Below are 16,384 nucleotides of genomic sequence, written 5' to 3' on the forward strand. Positions count from 1 at the left end.
TTTTTGTATTCACATTAATGAAACTAATCTTTTCAATACAATAATAATATGACCCAATACGATGTAGCCATTATAGGCTCAGGTCCTGGTGGATATGTTGCAGCAATCCGTTGTGCCCAGTTAGGAATGAAAACTGCTATAATAGAAAAATATTCAACTTTGGGCGGAACATGCCTTAATGTAGGATGTATTCCTTCCAAAGCTTTGTTGGACTCTTCCCACCATTACGAAGATGCGGTAAAGCATTTTGAAGATCACGGAATTGAAATTCCTGGGGAAATCAAGATCAACCTAGAGAAAATGATCGGAAGGAAACAGGCAGTGGTAGACCAGACCTGTGCCGGGGTAAAGTTCCTTATGGACAAGAATAAAATTGAGGTTTACGAAGGCCTTGGGAGTTTTAAGGATGCAACCCACATCAATATTAAAAAGAACGACGGCAAAACAGAGACCATTGAGGCAAAAAACATAATTATTGCCACAGGATCCAAGCCATCTAGCCTTCCCTTTATCAAATTGGACAAGGAGCGCGTTATAACTTCAACAGAAGCCCTAAAACTGAAGGAAATACCCAAACACCTTATAGTCATTGGCGGTGGCGTAATAGGATTGGAATTGGGACAGGTCTACAAAAGATTGGGGGCAGAGGTAACGGTAATCGAATTCATGGACCGTATTATTCCTGGAATGGATGGAGCACTTTCAAAAGAATTATTGAAAGTAATGAAGAAGCAAAAGGTAAAATTTAATCTATCCCATAAAGTTAAATCGGTAGAGGCCAAAGGCAAGGAAGTAATTGTTATAGCGGAGGATAAAAAAGGCGAAGAGATAACTTTTAAAGGAGACTATTGTTTGGTTTCTGTTGGAAGGAAGCCTTATACAGATGGATTGAACATTGAAGCTTCCGGAGTTAAACTGGAAAAGAACGGTACCATTGCCGTAAATGACCATTTACAGACCAATGTATCCAATATTTATGCCCTAGGTGATGTGGTAAGGGGAGCCATGTTGGCTCATAAGGCCGAAGAAGAGGGAACCTTTGTAGCTGAAATTTTAGCCGGACAAAAACCACATATAGATTACAACTTAATTCCTGGTGTGGTATATACCTGGCCCGAAGTTGCAGCGGTAGGAAAAACCGAAGAGCAACTTAAGGAGGCCGGAGTAGCCTATAAGGTAGGGCAGTTTCCAATGCGCGCTTTGGGACGGGCTAGGGCCAGTATGGATTTGGATGGTTTTGTTAAAATATTGGCAGATAAAGAAACCGATGAAGTTTTGGGAGTACATATGATCGGAGCCAGAATGGCCGATTTAATTGCCGAGGCAGTTACAGCAATGGAGTTTAGGGCATCCGCCGAGGATATCTCCAGAATGAGCCACGCACACCCAACCTTTGCAGAGGCTGTGAAAGAGGCGGCTTTGGCGGCAACCGACAATAGAGCCCTACATGTTTAGATAATAAAAACAAGTTGGTAATAGAAGAGCCCCGTTAGACAAAATCTAACAGGGCTCTTCTATTATTACTAATTCCTTAAATATTGCTTATTGGGACACAAATTGTATTTATAACTTATGGGTACCGTCGCAATAAGGTGGGTTTTTGGTTAACTTACAGGTACACAAATGGGCCCTTTTGTCTTCTACAGCTTCAAAAATTAAAGGGGGCGTAGCATTTTCGGCCTTGTGGGAACCATCACAAAAAGGTTGAACCTTGCTATGGCTACAAGTACACCACTTGTATTTTTTATCCTTCTCCAATTCCACCGCAATTGGTGAAAATTTATTGTTCATCTCGCTCATTTATATTTTTTGTGCGAAAATAAGCGAAACTCAAATAGCAAAAAGATATAACATCTAATTTTTTACCATTCTAAATAAGCGAATCAAAGTTAGCTTGGATTTAAGGACAAAGGCTTTTAGCAAGGGCTGACCTTCCTCGTTCAACCAGGCCTCTCCCTTTTGCTGAACCAACCTAACAGCTGATGACAATTGCAATTTTATATAAACTTTGTTCCTTTCATATTGTAGCGCCAACATTGTGGTGATCACCATAAAGGCCAAGGCCCCAGGAATTACAATAGTAGGGGACAGGCTGTGGTTCAAGAAATAGTATAGCCCCAAACCTGTAAAACTTCCGTACAAAATAATATAATGGATCACATAGATAGATAGGGTACTTTGTCCTATCTTAAGTACACTACTATGGCTCATTAATTTTCTAAACAGCATAAATACGGCAAATACCAAAGAGACATCCCCCAACCGTATGAACAGATAGTTATTAAAATAAACTTTGGAAAATACAAGCATTCCGGTCCAGTTATATAACTTTAAAAAGAAGCCCGAAGAATAAAACAATAGACCAATACCTACAATAATAAAACTGGCAATGGCAGCAGGATATAAATATTTAAAATTCCTGAATCTATTGAATAGTACGGACATAAAGGCCCCAATAGAAGCATACCCGAACCATGGTATTATTGTGAACACAGACCCGTTGGCCTTGGTCAGATAATTGGCCATCATCTCTGGCAGATAATGATGGGCATATTGTTTATAATTGGGTTCCAGTACAAATAATACTATGGTAGTGGCCAATAATACACCAGGAAACAAATATTTATTTCTAGAAATGGTAAGAAGATAAATACCAATAATTCCCAAAATAGAAAGACCTATACAATGTAGAACATCTACCAAATAAAAAGAACCATAAATCTGGCCCTTTAACAATCCAAAAAAGTTTAATCTAAGCAAGTAGCCTATGGCCAATAACTGTAATCCCCTTTTAATTCCTTTTTTTACCCTTGGGTTATTAAAACCAATCTCATTACCTTTAATTAGGAGGTAAGTAAATATGAATCCGGAAACCGTAAAAAAGACTGGTGCGGTAACCCCTCTGAAATATTTCCAAACAGAATAAACCCCATTGGAATTATCCCTAAATGCATTGTCCAGCAATCCATCCACGAAATGTCCCTGTAACATCATAAGGATGGCCCATGCCCTCATAGCATCAATAAAATACAATCTCAGGTTGTTATTCCCCATATTAACTTTTGTATACATCCTATATACTTGTAAAACAGTGGCTTTGGATGTTTTCGCGTGCAAAATTATGCAATTTCCTCGCAATTCAATCTATTTTACGGTATTTTCGTTGTGTAAACATTAAAATAATCAAGATGTCCCATATACTGGCCTTTGCCGGAAGCAATTCCAGCACCTCCATCAATTATAAATTGGTAAAATATACCACATCCCTTATTACGCATCATGAGATTGAGCTTATAAATATGGTGGACTATAATTTTCCTGTCTTTAGTGAGGATTTGGAAAGGGAAGAAGGATATTCTGATTTACTAAAAGAGCTAAAAGATAAAATAGTCAAAGCCAATGCCCTGATTATTTCCGTAAACGAACACAACAGCAATCCTTCCGCCTATTTTAAGAACGTGTTGGATTGGTTATCCCGAGTGGATAGGAATTTCTTGGCGGACACAAAGATTTTGTTAATGTCCTGTTCTGGAGGCAGAAGGGGAGCTATTGGCTCTTTAGAGGTAGTTAAGGGAATTTTAAATCGGTTTGGGGGCGAAATTACAGCTACCTTTTCTTTACCATCCTTTAAACATACCTTTGACAAGGCGAAGGGTATAACCGACCCTGAGCTTGCCGAAGGCCATAAAAAAGCTTTGGAAATATTCTTATCACAAATTTAAAAGTCTTTGCGAAAAAAGGTTTCATTTACAGTTCCGGACATTGTAAGTTTTAAGCAATCCCTACTAAATTGGTCCCAACAATATTATGAGGTTGTTTGGCTGGACAGCAACGGGCATAAAAGCAAGTACAGCTCATTTGATGGTATGATAGCCGTGGATGCACTTACGTCTATTGTAACGGATACCCAAAACGCCTTTGAAGATTTAAGTAACTACCAATCCAATACCAAAGATTGGATTTTTGGCTACCTGTCCTATGACCTAAAAAATGATACGGAACTACTTTCTTCTTCCAATGCAGATAGTTTGAATTTTCCTGCACTATATTTTTTTCAACCCAAAAAACTAATAGAAATAGAGGGTACAACAGTTACCTTCCATTACCTTAATATGGTGGCGGACGAAATTGAAGAAGATTTCAAGAACATTCTTGTAGCACCCACACCATTTGCCCCGGAATTGGGAAATAAATCCGATATCAAAATTAAACTTAGAATATTTAAGGACGAATATTTTAGTCGCGTAAATAGAATGCTGAACCATATCCATAGAGGGGATATCTATGAAGCCAACTTCTGCCAGGAATTTTATGCGGAAAATACAGAAATAGATGCTTTAAAAACTTATCTAAAACTGAATTCCATAACCAGGGCTCCATTTTCAGCCTTTTTAAAAATAAACGATAAATATCTATTATCCTCATCCCCGGAGCGTTACATTAGAAAATTGGGCAACAAGGTTATATCCCAGCCTATTAAGGGCACTGCAAAACGCTCTTCTAACCCAATCGAGGACCAACTTTTGGTAAAAGCTTTGGAAAAGGACGAAAAGGAAAGAGCAGAAAATATTATGATCGTAGATTTGGTAAGGAACGATCTATCCAAAAGTGCTTTGAAAGGTTCTGTTGAAGTTGAAGAGCTTTGTAAGGTATATTCCTTTGATCAGGTGCACCAAATGATCTCCACTGTAACCGCCGAGGTTTCCAATACCAAAGATCCGGTGGATATTATCAAGGAAACATTTCCCATGGGCAGTATGACCGGGGCTCCAAAAGTGTCTGCCATGCGGATCATAGAGGAGCTGGAAGCTTCCAAAAGAGGACTCTATTCCGGGACTGTGGGTTACTTTACCCCGGAAAACGATTTCGATTTTAACGTTGTCATCCGAAGTATTCTCTATAACCATACTGCCCAATATGTTTCATTTTCCGTAGGAAGTGCCATAACTGCCATGGCAATTCCAGAAAAGGAATATGAGGAATGCCTCCTTAAGGCCAAGGCCATGAGACAAGTGCTTGAAAATTTATAGGTCATTTGGTTATAATCAATTTTCAATCTACCTTAAGCGTTTATAAATCTAGGTATACCTAATATTCTATATTTAAAACTATGGATGTAAGAATGCTTGATCTTCAATATAAGAACATCCCTATTAATGCATGGTATGCCAGACCCAAGATAGTTAGAGGGAGCATTGTCTTGGTCCATGGATTTGGCGAACATTCGGACCGCTATATGGAAGGCGTGATCCCAAGACTTTTGGAGGAAAATTTGGCTGTCTTTTGTTATGACAATATAGGTCATGGTAAATCGGGTGGAAAAAGGGGACATTGCCCAAGTTATTCCTCATTATTGGAATTATTGGACAATATTATTGCAAAAGCAAGATTACTAAATCCCAATAAGCCTATATTCCTTTATGGACACAGTATGGGGGGAAATTTAGTGTTAAACTACGACCTTAGAATAAAATCGGATTTGGCGGGCATTGTGGCGACAAGTCCCTATCTTAAATTGGCGTTCGCACCCCCTAAATGGAAAATGATCTTGGGCAAGCTTATGTTGAAAATAATTCCTTCCATTACAATGTCATCTGGCCTAAATCCCCAACATATCTCCAGAATAGATCAAGAGGTGGAGAAGTACATTGCAGACCCTTTGGTTCATGATAGAGTAAGCCCCATGTACTCTTTTCCTATAATGGAAGCAGGGGAGTGGGCTATACAGAATGCCGACAAGCTAAGGACCAAAACCCTTATACTGCACGGCACCGGAGATAAAATTATAGATTATAGGGCTACCGAAAAATTACACAACAACTCCAATTCTACCGAACTGCATTTAATAGAAGGTGGCTATCACGAATTACACAAGGACGTTGGAAGTAAAAATACTTTGGATATGATCGGCATTTGGTTAAGGTACCGCTTGGACCTCTTCTATACACTAAAGTAGTTGCTATCATTTTTCTTATGTAAATTAGCCGTGTGTTAGAAAACTTTAGGAATCACATAGACCTGCACTTTCCCCATCTAAAAGAAGGTAAATTTTTATTGGCCTGTAGTGGAGGTGTAGACAGTGTTGTTCTGGCTCATTTATCTGCTTCCTACGAGTTGGATTTTTCAATAGCGCATTGCAACTTCAAATTGCGCGGTGCGGAAAGTGAAAAGGATGAAGAACTGGTCAGGAAATTGGCTATCTATCTGGGCAAGGAAATTTTTGTGACCAGTTTTGATACCCAAGGGTATATGGCCCAACATAAAACCAACTTGCAAATTGCTGCCCGGGAACTCCGGTATAATTGGTTTTCACAAATAATGACAACGCATCATATTAAAACCCTTGTCACGGCCCATCACGCCGACGACAGTTTGGAAACTTTCCTTATCAACCTCTCAAGGGGAACGGGAATTGAAGGGCTCACCGGAATACCATCGCTTACCGATACCATCTCCAGACCCTTGTTACAATTTTCCCGAACCGAGATCAAAACATATGCGGAAGCAAACGCCATTTATTGGAGGGAGGATGCCAGTAATGAGAATACCAAATACTTAAGGAATAACATTAGACATAATATTATTCCGAAGCTAAAGGAGCTCAATCCTAATTTTCTGGAAAATTTTTTAAAAACCCAGGAATACCTAGGGCAGACCCAAGAAATATCAAATCAACATATAGTCCAATTAAGAAAGCAACTTTTTTCAAAAGAGGGGAAGGTGGAAAAGGTAAAGGCAACCTCACTATTGGCCCTTAAACCTACCAAAGCATATCTTTTTCATTTCTTTCGGGAATATGGATTTACACAATGGGATGACATTTATGGACTTCTAAGTGCCAACAGCGGAAAAGAAGTGCACTCCAATACCCATAGGTTACTGAAGGACAGGGACTTTTTGTTATTAAAACCAATAGCACTTAAAAACTCTGGGGTTTTTAATATTGAAGAGGAACAAGAGGCGGTATCAGAACCTATTTCCCTAAAATTTAACATTGTTGAAGCCATAAAGGAGACCTCTTCAAACATAATTTATGTAGATAAAGAAACGTTAAAGTACCCTTTAACAGTCCGTAAATGCCAAAAAGGAGATTATTTTTACCCCCTTGGAATGTCCGGCAAGAAAAAAATATCCAAATATTTCAAAGACGAGAAGATGGATATTTTTGCCAAGGAAAACCAATGGTTGTTGTGTTCTGGCGATAATACTGTCTGGATCATAGGAAAACGTTCCGACGACCGTTATAAAATTACGGATAGGACTAAAGAAATTTTAAAGATTATTTTAGAATAATGAAACATATATCGGGATTGATTTTAATGGTGTTCAGTTTTTTCTTGGGGTTTTCCCAGTCGGATGACAATCCGGCCATATGGACCTATGAAGCTGAAAAAATAACGGATACCGAATACAATCTGATCTTTAAGGCCGATATATATGAAGGATGGCACATCTATTCCCAATTTACGGATGAAAATGGCTCCTTGCCCAGCGAATTTACCTTTGAAAAAGCAGGTGAGGACTATGAGCTGGTAGGAACCACAGCAGAAAGCGAAACCCTTGTTGAATACTCCGATATTTTTGAGGTGGATGAAACTTTCTTCAAGGAAAAGGCTGTCTTTACCCAAAGAATAAAATTATTGAATCCGGAGGTAAATCAGATTACCGTGGATTTGTTCTACCAAATATGTAAGGAAGTCTGCATCCCAAAAGATGAAATATTCCATATTTCCCTGACCGGAGAGGAAATAGTTGTTGCGGAACAGCATGTGGACCAGCGCAGCCTGGATATGAGTGCTGCCTTAATGCTGGATTTAAAAAACAAGGAATTGTTGGTCAACGGCGATGAAAATGCTGTGAACGAAAAATCCGGTCTGTGGACCATTTTCGTGTTAGGCTTTTTGGGTGGCTTAATTGCCTTACTTACCCCCTGTGTATTTCCGATGATACCATTAACAGTATCCTTTTTCACCAAGCAAGGAGCCAACAGATCCAAAGGCATTGCAAATGCATTGCTTTATGGGTTTTTTATAGTATTGATTTATTTTCTATTGAGTTTACCCTTTCATTTGTTCGATTCCGTGGATTCACAAATATTGAATACCATTGCTACCAATGTTTGGTTAAACCTATTTTTCTTTCTCATTTTTATATTTTTCGCCTTCTCTTTTTTCGGATATTATGAATTGACACTGCCTAGTTCTTGGGCCAATAAAATGGACTCGGCCTCCTCTAAGGTGGGAGGCGCTTTCGGAATCTTTTTTATGGCAGTTACTTTGGCCATAGTGTCCTTTTCCTGTACCGGTCCCATTTTAGGAGGATTGTTGGGTAGTACTGCTTTGGCAGAAGGGGATGTTGCTACCAACCTGTCCATGGGAATGACTGGATTTGGAGTGGCCCTGGCGTTGCCCTTTGGCCTTTTCGCATTATTCCCTACCTGGCTAAATTCCCTTCCCAAATCAGGGGGATGGATGACTACGGTGAAAGTGACCCTTGGGTTCTTGGAGTTGGTCTTGGCTTTTAAATTTTTGTCCAATGCGGATTTGGTGGGGAACTGGGGAATTTTTAAACGGGAAATTTTCTTGGGGATCTGGATATTATTATTTGTCTTGCTTTCCCTTTACCTATTTGGAATATTGAAATTTCCGCATGACGGACCAAAACAACGATTGTCCACTGGAAGGAAGCTTACGGCAGTCCTCAGCACTGCTTTCGCTGTATATCTAATAATGGGCCTGTCAAAAATTACTGATTTAAAATTATTGAGCGGTTTTCCGCCACCCCATTTTTATAGCATTTTCGAAACAGAAAGCGATTGTCCTTTGGGGATAGATTGTTTTAAGGATTTTGACAAAGGCATTGCCCATGCCAAACAGCTAAACAAACCGGTATTGTTGGATTTTACAGGCTGGGCCTGTGTAAATTGCAGGAAAATGGAGGAAACGGTCTGGAGCGAGCCGGATATTTATCCTATCCTCAAGGAGGAATACGTTTTGATATCGCTCTACATAGATGACCGAAAGGAACTACCTGTCGAAGAACAGTTCGATTTTAAATACGAATCCGGACGCGTAAAAAAAATCAATACCGTGGGTGAAAAATGGGGTACTTTCCAGACGTTGAACTTTAATGCCGCCTCGCAACCATACTATGTAATAATGTCCCCTGATCTGGAAATTTTAAATACTGCCGTGCAATATACAGATCGGGATACCTATAAGGAATGGTTAAAAAAAGGGGTGAGTAATTTTAAGCAATTGGGGCTGTTAAAATAAGCCAACATTATGATGACTTTGAGATGTTTTCTTCTAATAAATATTTTAATGGAAAACATTTCTAGTAACTAGGTTTAGTATTCTACATATACAGTAAAAGCAAATTCCAACGCTATGAACAAAATTTTAATCCTCTTATTGGCCATCGTCCTAATTTCCTGTGGAAGAACGGGAATTCAGACCACCACCAACAAAACCAATACCGGAATAGTCGACACGTACAACCCCAGGGATTTTTACAACAAAAAAGAGGTCGTTATTCCCATGCGGGACGGGATAAAATTACACACCACCATTTATTCCCCAAAGGACACTTCCAAGAAGTATCCCATTCTAATGTCCAGAACGCCTTATAGTTCCCGGCCTTATGGTTCCAATCAATATAAGGCCTTGATATCTCCCAATAGAAAAATGATGAAAGAGGGAAATATCATAGTATACCAAGATGTTCGGGGCAGATGGAACAGTGAAGGCGTCTATGACAATATGAGGGCCTTTATTCCCAATAAAAAGGAAGGGGAGGTAGATGAGGCTTCCGACACTTACGACACCATAGAATGGTTAATAAACAACGTTGACAACCACAATGGCAATGTAGGTGTTTGGGGAATTTCCTATCCCGGATTTTATGCCACATATTCTTTATTGGATGCCCATCCGGCACTTAAGGCCGTTTCTCCCCAAGCCCCAATCGGGGATTTCTTCTTTGACGATTTTCATCATAACGGCGCCTATTTATTGAGCTACTGGAGAGCTACAGCCGTATTTGGCTATATGAAAGACCAACCTACCACCGAAGAATGGTATTCCTTCCCCGAACTGGGCACGGAAGACCAATACCAGTTTTTCTTGGATGCCGGTCCCTTGTCCAACTTGGACCAATATTACAAAGAGGACAATGTTTTTTGGCAACAGCTTAAGGAACACCCGAATTACGATGAATTCTGGCAGCAACGAGGCATAATCCAACATCTGGAAAATATTAAACCGGCGGTAATGACCGTAGGAGGCTGGTTTGATGCCGAAGACCTTTATGGCCCCTTAAATACCTATGGGCATATAGAAAAGAACAGCTCTAATTACAACACTATTGTAATGGGTCCATGGAGCCACGGCGATTGGTCCAAGGAAACAAAGCGCCAAGCCATTGGCAATGTCTACTTTGGGGATGATATCTCAAAATTCTATCAGGAAAATATTGAAACTAAATTTTTCAATCACTTCCTAAAAGGAGAGGGGGCAACCAGCAATTTGCCCGAAGCCTATGTTTTTGATACGGGTACCAAGGAATGGAAAACTTTTGATGCCTGGCCTCCCAAAAATACAGCTAAGGAAACCTATTCCCTACAGCGCAATCAACGTTTGGGACAAATTGCGACCCGGGAATACTCATTTCAGGAATTTATAAGCGACCCCAATAAACCTGTTCCTTATTCCGAAGATATAAAAATGGTCTTTACCCCTCGTAAGTTCATGACCGATGATCAGCGCTTTGCAGCCCGTAGACCCGATGTTTTAGTATTTGAAACCGAACCCTTGGATGAGCCACTTACCCTTGCCGGTGATATTATGGCGAAGCTTAACGTTTCCACCACTGGTACGGATGCGGATTGGATCGTCAAGGTTATTGACGTTTATCCTGCGGACCATAAGGATTATGAAGAGACCCAGGCGTACTTAAAAATGGGCAACTACCATCAAATGGTCCGAAGTGAAGTAATGCGTGGCCGATTTAGAAATGATTTTTCAAAACCCGAACCTTTTGTTCCGGATGAGGCAACTAAGGTAAACATTCAATTACAGGATGTTTTCCATACTTTTAAAAAGGGCCATAAAATACAGGTACAGGTCCAAAGTACCATGTTTCCCTATATAGATATCAATCCTCAAACCTATGTAGATAATATATTTAAGGCTAAACCTGAAGACTTTCAAAAACAAACACATCGCGTGTACAACACTTCATTAATAGAATTTACCATCCTTAAACCATAAAAGCATTATCACTTTAAGAAATTAAAAGTACCCTTAGGAGTACTTTTTTTATATTCTAAATTGCCATACCTTTAAACTAAAACCTATAAGTGTGAAAGTATTTAAGAAGCTGCTCTGGATAGTTTTGGGCATTATCGCAATCTTGGCCTTGAGTAGTGCCGTTTATGTTTACACCCATACGCCGGAATATGTCGGCAACATTGAAACGGATAAATTAAATAATAAGGTAGAAGTTTACTTTGACACCTATGGAATACCACATATTTATGCCAAAAAGGAAGAAGATGCCCTAAGAGTTCTGGGGTATGTCCATGCGCAGGACAGGTTGTGGCAAATGGAATTGCTTCGCAGGATTGCAAAAGGCGGGCTTTCGGAAGTTTTTGGTGAGGACATGCTTAAAACGGATAAATTCTTTCTGTCCTTGGGTATAGATGATGCTTCACAACAAACGGTGGAAAAAGCTTCAAAAGATAGCCCTATGGTCCAGCTTTCCCAAGCATATTTGGACGGGATCAACCAATTTATAGCAGAAGGCCCAACTCCTATCGAGTTTCATCTTACCAGTTTGGAAAAAACTCCATTTACTCTAAAGGATATCTATAATACCGTTGGATATATGGCCTTTAGTTTCGCCATGGCCCATAAAACCGATCCCTTATTGACGAATATTAAGAATAAATTAGGGCCTGCCTATCTAACCGATTTGGAAATTGGCGCCGACCCCAAAAAAACATTGATCAAGAATTTTAAACCCAGCATTCGCGATTCCATAAAAAATGAGATAGCCAGCTTAGTTTCGGAGGTGTTAAAAGATTTTCCGGTCCCTCAGTTCGAAGGGAGCAATAGTTGGGTAATAGCTCCCAATAAGACCAAAAATGGCAAGGTTATCTTGGCCAATGACCCACATATTGGTTTTGCCCAACCCTCGGTGTGGTATGAAGCCCATGTAAATGTACCCAACTACGAAAAATATGGCTATCACTTGGCAGGGGTACCATTTCCTTTATTGGGGCATGACCGAAAATTGGCCTACGGACTTACCATGTTCGAGAACGATGATATTGATTTTTACTATGAAGAAGAAAACCCAAATGACCCCAACTCCTACAAAACCTCTACTGGGTGGGAAAATTATGAGCTGGTTTCCAAAACTATAAAAGTAAAAGGGGAGGACGATGTTAGTTTCACCTTTAAGAAATCCCATCATGGTACCATTCTCAACGGAATAGCCGACCAGGTAATGGACCAGCGCCCAATAGCCATGTCCTGGATCTATACCAAGTTGGAAAATAAGGTTATGGATGCCCTTTATGGCATGTCCCATGCCCAGAACTTATCGGAATTCAAAGAATCCCTACCGGATATTCATGCCCCAGGCCTAAATATTATGTACGGGGATGCTGTGGGCAATGTGGGGTGGTTTGCAACAGCTAAACTATACCAAATGCCGGATAGTACCAATACCAAATTTATATTGGACGGTAGTTCAGGACAGGATGAGCCTCTTCGTTACCTGGACTTTACCGAAAACCCTATGGCCATTAATCCCTCATGGAATTATGTGTATTCCGCCAACAATCAGCCCGATTCCATTAACGGAAAATTTTATCCCGGTTATTACTTGCCAGAGAATAGGGCCAAAAGGATAGTAGCCCTTTTGGAACCTAAAAATGATTGGGACAGGGTTGCCGTACAGGAAATGTTGTTGGATGCCACTTCCGGTGTAAATGCCAAAGTGGTAACCAATTTGGCTAAAAGTATGGAAGTAAAGGAAATGACAGAGGCACAGATTAGCGTCTTGGACAATATGATTGTTTGGGATGGCAATAGTCAATTACAGCAAATAGAACCTACCGTTTATCACCGTTGGATCTATTTCTTACTGAAAAATACGTTCGAAGACGAATTGGGAACCCAGATGTTCCAGCAATTGTTGGACACCCATTTTCACAAACGACTAATAGCCCCAATGGCTGCAAAAGATATTTCCGTTTGGTGGGACGATGTAAACACTCCTGACAGTGTAGAAACAAAAAATGATAGGGTAAACCTCTCGTTTAGACAAGCATTTCAGTCTTTGGAGGAAGATTTTGGCGAAGACCCGTACCAATGGACTTGGGATAAGGTACACACTTTGGAACACGGTCATCCCATAGGGCAGATCAAGGTACTTAGATCATTTTTTAATGTGGGCCCTTACCCTGTTTCGGGAACCAGGGAGGTAATCAATAATATGTACTTCAAATATGACGACACCGGTTTATACCCAGCTACTTCAGGCCCTTCCACAAGACGGGTAATCGATTTTTCCGATGTTGAAAATAGCACCAGTATCCTACCTACAGGTCAGTCCGGAAATCCTTTCAGTGAACATTATGATGATCAGGCCGAAATGTACATTCAAGGTAAATTTCGAAAAATGATGATGAACAAGGAGGAAATCATTAAAACCCAGAAGTCCTTACTGATCTTTGAACCAAGAAAGTGATTTATTTGTTGCAGTGGCTATTTGATGGTGCAATTATCAGTGAGCAGTTGGTAGTGGCATGTTCAAAGTTCAAAGTTCAAGGTTCAAAAAAAAGTTGACAGTGGCAGTTCGCAGTGGGCAGAAATAGGATCAAGAGTGAACGTTTAATGTTTCTAACGAGCCTGTCTTGCCGTAAGACCTTATGGAATTCTAGGACCCTGATTCCGTTCAATTACTTTGGTTATTGCTACATAGATTTGGGTTTTCAAAACCCTCCCGTCTGTAACCTTAATTTGGACAGTGATAAAAAGGCCAGTTTTTTGAATATAGCTTCGACGCTGCTAAGCTACCACGGTCTATAGGAAATAGAACAATTACCAATTAAAAACTAGTGAAAGCTCCTTATCGTGAAAAGAAAAAGGTGACTTCGACAGAGGACAAGATTGAAGGGGTAGGCCGGTTAGCAATCCGTTTATAAAAATGGGTTGTGGTCAGTTCTAATTACAAATCCACTGTTTTAATTATAATCTCCTCTAATTTAGCTCATTATCAACCCCTCAAAATTTATTTTATTTGTTTACATTTAAGACAAATAACAAGTAAATGCTTACAAAGATTTACGGTAGCGCGGTTTTTGGGGTAGAGGCAACTACCATTACCGTAGAAGTAAATATCGACAAAGGTATAGGTTACCATTTAGTGGGTTTGCCAGATAATGCTATAAAAGAGAGTAATTACCGTATAGCCGCTGCACTACAGAACAATGGCTACAAAATTCCCGGAAAAAAAATCACCATCAATATGGCACCCGCCGATCTTCGCAAAGAAGGTTCGGCCTACGACCTTACCCTTGCTTTGGGAATTCTAGCCGCCTCCAATCAGATTAAATCGGAATCAATAGAAAAGTACATTATCATGGGAGAGCTTTCTTTGGACGGGAGTTTACAGCCCATAAAGGGGGCCTTGCCCATAGCCATTAAAGCCAAGGAGGAAGGATTCAAGGGATTTATTTTACCCAATGAAAATGCAAGGGAGGCCGCTATTGTAGATGATTTGGAAGTGTATGGCATAGACAATATTAAAGAAGTGATGGATTTCTTTGACAAGGGCACCCCTTTGCAGCAAACCATAATAGATACCAAAGAAGAATTTTATAAAAGCTTGGATTTCCCTGAATTCGATTTTTCGGATGTGAAGGGGCAGGAGAGCATAAAGCGTTGTATGGAAATCGCCGCTGCGGGTGGACATAATATTATTCTGATAGGTCCCCCTGGTGCTGGAAAGACCATGTTGGCCAAACGCTTGCCTTCCATTTTGCCGCCCATGACCTTGCACGAAGCCTTGGAGACCACCAAAATTCACTCTGTAGTAGGGAAAATAAAGAATATGGGCCTTATGAATCAAAGACCATTTAGAAGTCCCCATCACACTATTTCGGATGTTGCCCTTGTTGGCGGGGGGGCCTATCCCCAACCTGGGGAAATATCCTTGAGCCATAACGGAGTCCTGTTTTTGGATGAATTGCCCGAGTTTAAACGGGGAGTACTGGAGGTAATGCGCCAACCTTTGGAGGACCGTGAGGTGACGATCTCCAGAGCACGTTTTACCGTAACATATCCCAGTAGTTTTATGTTGGTGGCCAGTATGAATCCCAGCCCGGGAGGTTATTTTAACGACCCCGATGCCCCAGTGACTTCCTCGCCAGCGGAGATGCAACGTTATTTAAGCAAGATTTCAGGGCCGCTGCTGGACCGAATCGATATCCACATAGAAGTTACTCCGGTACCCTTTGAAAAGCTGTCAGAAGAACGCAAAGGAGAGGGAAGTGTCGAAATACGGAAGCGGGTTACGGCCGCCAGGGAAATACAGACCCAACGCTTTGCGGAAATAGAGAACGTGCATTATAATGCCCAGATGAACACCAAACACATAAGGAAATATTGCATAATGGACGATGCTTCCAAGGAATTGCTCAAAAATGCCATGGAACGCTTAAATCTCTCTGCCAGGGCCTACGATAGGATCCTAAAAGTAGCCAGAACCATCGCCGATCTGGAAAATGCCACGGATGTCAGTGGATCCCATATCGGAGAAGCCATTCAATACCGTAGCCTTGACCGCGAAGGCTGGTTAGGGTAACAAATTGTAAAAAGGACTAATGCAAATTATCTAATTCGTATTTCATTTGTCAGAGTCAAATTCTGACTACCTTTCATCCCCCTCCTTAGGAGAGGTTAGGGGAGGTCCAATCACATAGGCGAAGCTGTTCATAACCGTAGCCTTGACCGTGAAGGCTGGTTAGGGTAACAAATTGTAAAAAGGACTAATGCAAATTATCTAATTCGTATTTCATTTGTCAGAGTCAAATTCTGACTACCTTTCATCCCCCTCCTTGGGAGAGGTTAGGGGAGGTCCAATCACATAGGCGAAGCTGTTCATAACCGTAGCCTTGACCGTGAAGGCTGGTTGGAGCAACAAATTGTAAAAAAGACTTATGCAAATTATCTAATTCGTATTTCAATTGTCAGAGTCAAATTCTGACTACCTTTCATCCCCCTCCTTGGGAGGGGTTAGGGGAGGTCCAATCACATTGGCGAAGCCCTTCAATACCGTAGCCTTGACCGTGAAAGCTGGTTAGGGTAACAAA

The 16,384-nt window shown here is 40.6% G+C and carries 11 protein-coding genes; 9 read left to right on the forward strand and 2 right to left on the reverse strand.

The features are described from left to right. Nucleotides 1–48 precede the first annotated feature (48 nt). On the forward strand, nucleotides 49–1,455 hold the full coding sequence (gene lpdA / locus U735_RS0111975) for a dihydrolipoyl dehydrogenase (RefSeq protein ID WP_031444040.1): 1,407 nt from the start codon (nucleotides 49–51) through the stop codon (nucleotides 1,453–1,455). Between the two features lie 108 nt (nucleotides 1,456–1,563). Here the strand turns inward: lpdA and U735_RS0111980 are convergent, their stop codons facing one another. Then, nucleotides 1,564–1,791 carry a CDGSH iron-sulfur domain-containing protein gene (locus tag U735_RS0111980; RefSeq protein ID WP_198036653.1) on the reverse strand — a complete coding sequence of 76 codons (228 nt, stop codon included), beginning with the start codon at nucleotides 1,789–1,791 and terminating at the stop codon, nucleotides 1,564–1,566. A gap of 63 nt (nucleotides 1,792–1,854) precedes the next feature. Next, on the reverse strand, nucleotides 1,855–3,072 hold the full coding sequence (locus tag U735_RS0111985) for a heparan-alpha-glucosaminide N-acetyltransferase domain-containing protein (RefSeq protein ID WP_232233257.1): 1,218 nt from the start codon (nucleotides 3,070–3,072) through the stop codon (nucleotides 1,855–1,857). 116 nt (nucleotides 3,073–3,188) lie between these two features. Here U735_RS0111985 and U735_RS0111990 point away from each other — a divergent pair, with 116 nt between their 5' ends. The 8 genes from U735_RS0111990 (at nucleotide 3,189) to U735_RS0112025 (ending at nucleotide 15,876) form a co-directional block, all read left to right on the forward strand. Continuing rightward, nucleotides 3,189–3,722 (forward strand): NADPH-dependent FMN reductase, encoded by a 534-nt coding sequence (locus U735_RS0111990; RefSeq protein ID WP_031444043.1) that lies wholly within the window; start codon nucleotides 3,189–3,191, stop codon nucleotides 3,720–3,722. A gap of 6 nt (nucleotides 3,723–3,728) precedes the next feature. Continuing rightward, nucleotides 3,729–5,030, forward strand: coding sequence for an anthranilate synthase component I family protein (locus U735_RS0111995; RefSeq protein WP_031444044.1), 1,302 nt, complete (start codon nucleotides 3,729–3,731; stop codon nucleotides 5,028–5,030). An 80-nt stretch (nucleotides 5,031–5,110) separates the two neighbouring features. Then, nucleotides 5,111–5,956, forward strand: coding sequence for an alpha/beta hydrolase (locus tag U735_RS0112000; RefSeq protein WP_034248454.1), 846 nt, complete (start codon nucleotides 5,111–5,113; stop codon nucleotides 5,954–5,956). 32 nt (nucleotides 5,957–5,988) lie between these two features. Next, a complete protein-coding gene (gene tilS / locus U735_RS0112005) occupies nucleotides 5,989–7,293 on the forward strand; it encodes a tRNA lysidine(34) synthetase TilS (RefSeq protein WP_031444046.1) in 1,305 nt (434 codons plus the stop codon). Beyond that, nucleotides 7,293–9,275 carry a protein-disulfide reductase DsbD family protein gene (locus U735_RS0112010; RefSeq protein WP_031444047.1) on the forward strand — a complete coding sequence of 661 codons (1,983 nt, stop codon included), beginning with the start codon at nucleotides 7,293–7,295 and terminating at the stop codon, nucleotides 9,273–9,275. Before tilS ends, U735_RS0112010 begins: the two co-directional genes overlap by 1 nt. Before the next feature lie 114 nt (nucleotides 9,276–9,389). Then, nucleotides 9,390–11,270, forward strand: coding sequence for a CocE/NonD family hydrolase (locus U735_RS0112015; protein WP_034248456.1), 1,881 nt, complete (start codon nucleotides 9,390–9,392; stop codon nucleotides 11,268–11,270). 91 nt (nucleotides 11,271–11,361) lie between these two features. After that, nucleotides 11,362–13,758, forward strand: coding sequence for a penicillin acylase family protein (locus U735_RS0112020; RefSeq protein ID WP_031444049.1), 2,397 nt, complete (start codon nucleotides 11,362–11,364; stop codon nucleotides 13,756–13,758). A gap of 582 nt (nucleotides 13,759–14,340) precedes the next feature. After that, nucleotides 14,341–15,876: a YifB family Mg chelatase-like AAA ATPase gene (locus U735_RS0112025; RefSeq protein WP_031444050.1), complete on the forward strand. Its 1,536-nt coding sequence runs from the start codon at nucleotides 14,341–14,343 to the stop codon at nucleotides 15,874–15,876. The last annotated feature ends 508 nt before the right edge of the window (nucleotides 15,877–16,384 follow it).

The sequence above is a fragment of the Arenibacter algicola genome (assembly GCF_000733925.1).
Classification (GTDB): Bacteria; Bacteroidota; Bacteroidia; order Flavobacteriales; family Flavobacteriaceae; genus Arenibacter; species Arenibacter algicola.

Coding starts and splice junctions, on each gene's coding strand:
- U735_RS0111980 (WP_198036653.1), bottom strand. CDS start 1,791: ATGAACAATAAATTTTCACCAATTGCGGTGGAATTGGAGAAGGATAAA.
- U735_RS0112000 (WP_034248454.1), top strand. CDS start 5,111: ATGGATGTAAGAATGCTTGATCTTCAATATAAGAACATCCCTATTAAT.
- U735_RS0111985 (WP_232233257.1), bottom strand. CDS start 3,072: ATGTATACAAAAGTTAATATGGGGAATAACAACCTGAGATTGTATTTT.
- U735_RS0112015 (WP_034248456.1), top strand. CDS start 9,390: ATGAACAAAATTTTAATCCTCTTATTGGCCATCGTCCTAATTTCCTGT.
- U735_RS0111990 (WP_031444043.1), top strand. CDS start 3,189: ATGTCCCATATACTGGCCTTTGCCGGAAGCAATTCCAGCACCTCCATC.
- lpdA (WP_031444040.1), top strand. CDS start 49: ATGACCCAATACGATGTAGCCATTATAGGCTCAGGTCCTGGTGGATAT.
- U735_RS0112025 (WP_031444050.1), top strand. CDS start 14,341: ATGCTTACAAAGATTTACGGTAGCGCGGTTTTTGGGGTAGAGGCAACT.
- U735_RS0112010 (WP_031444047.1), top strand. CDS start 7,293: ATGAAACATATATCGGGATTGATTTTAATGGTGTTCAGTTTTTTCTTG.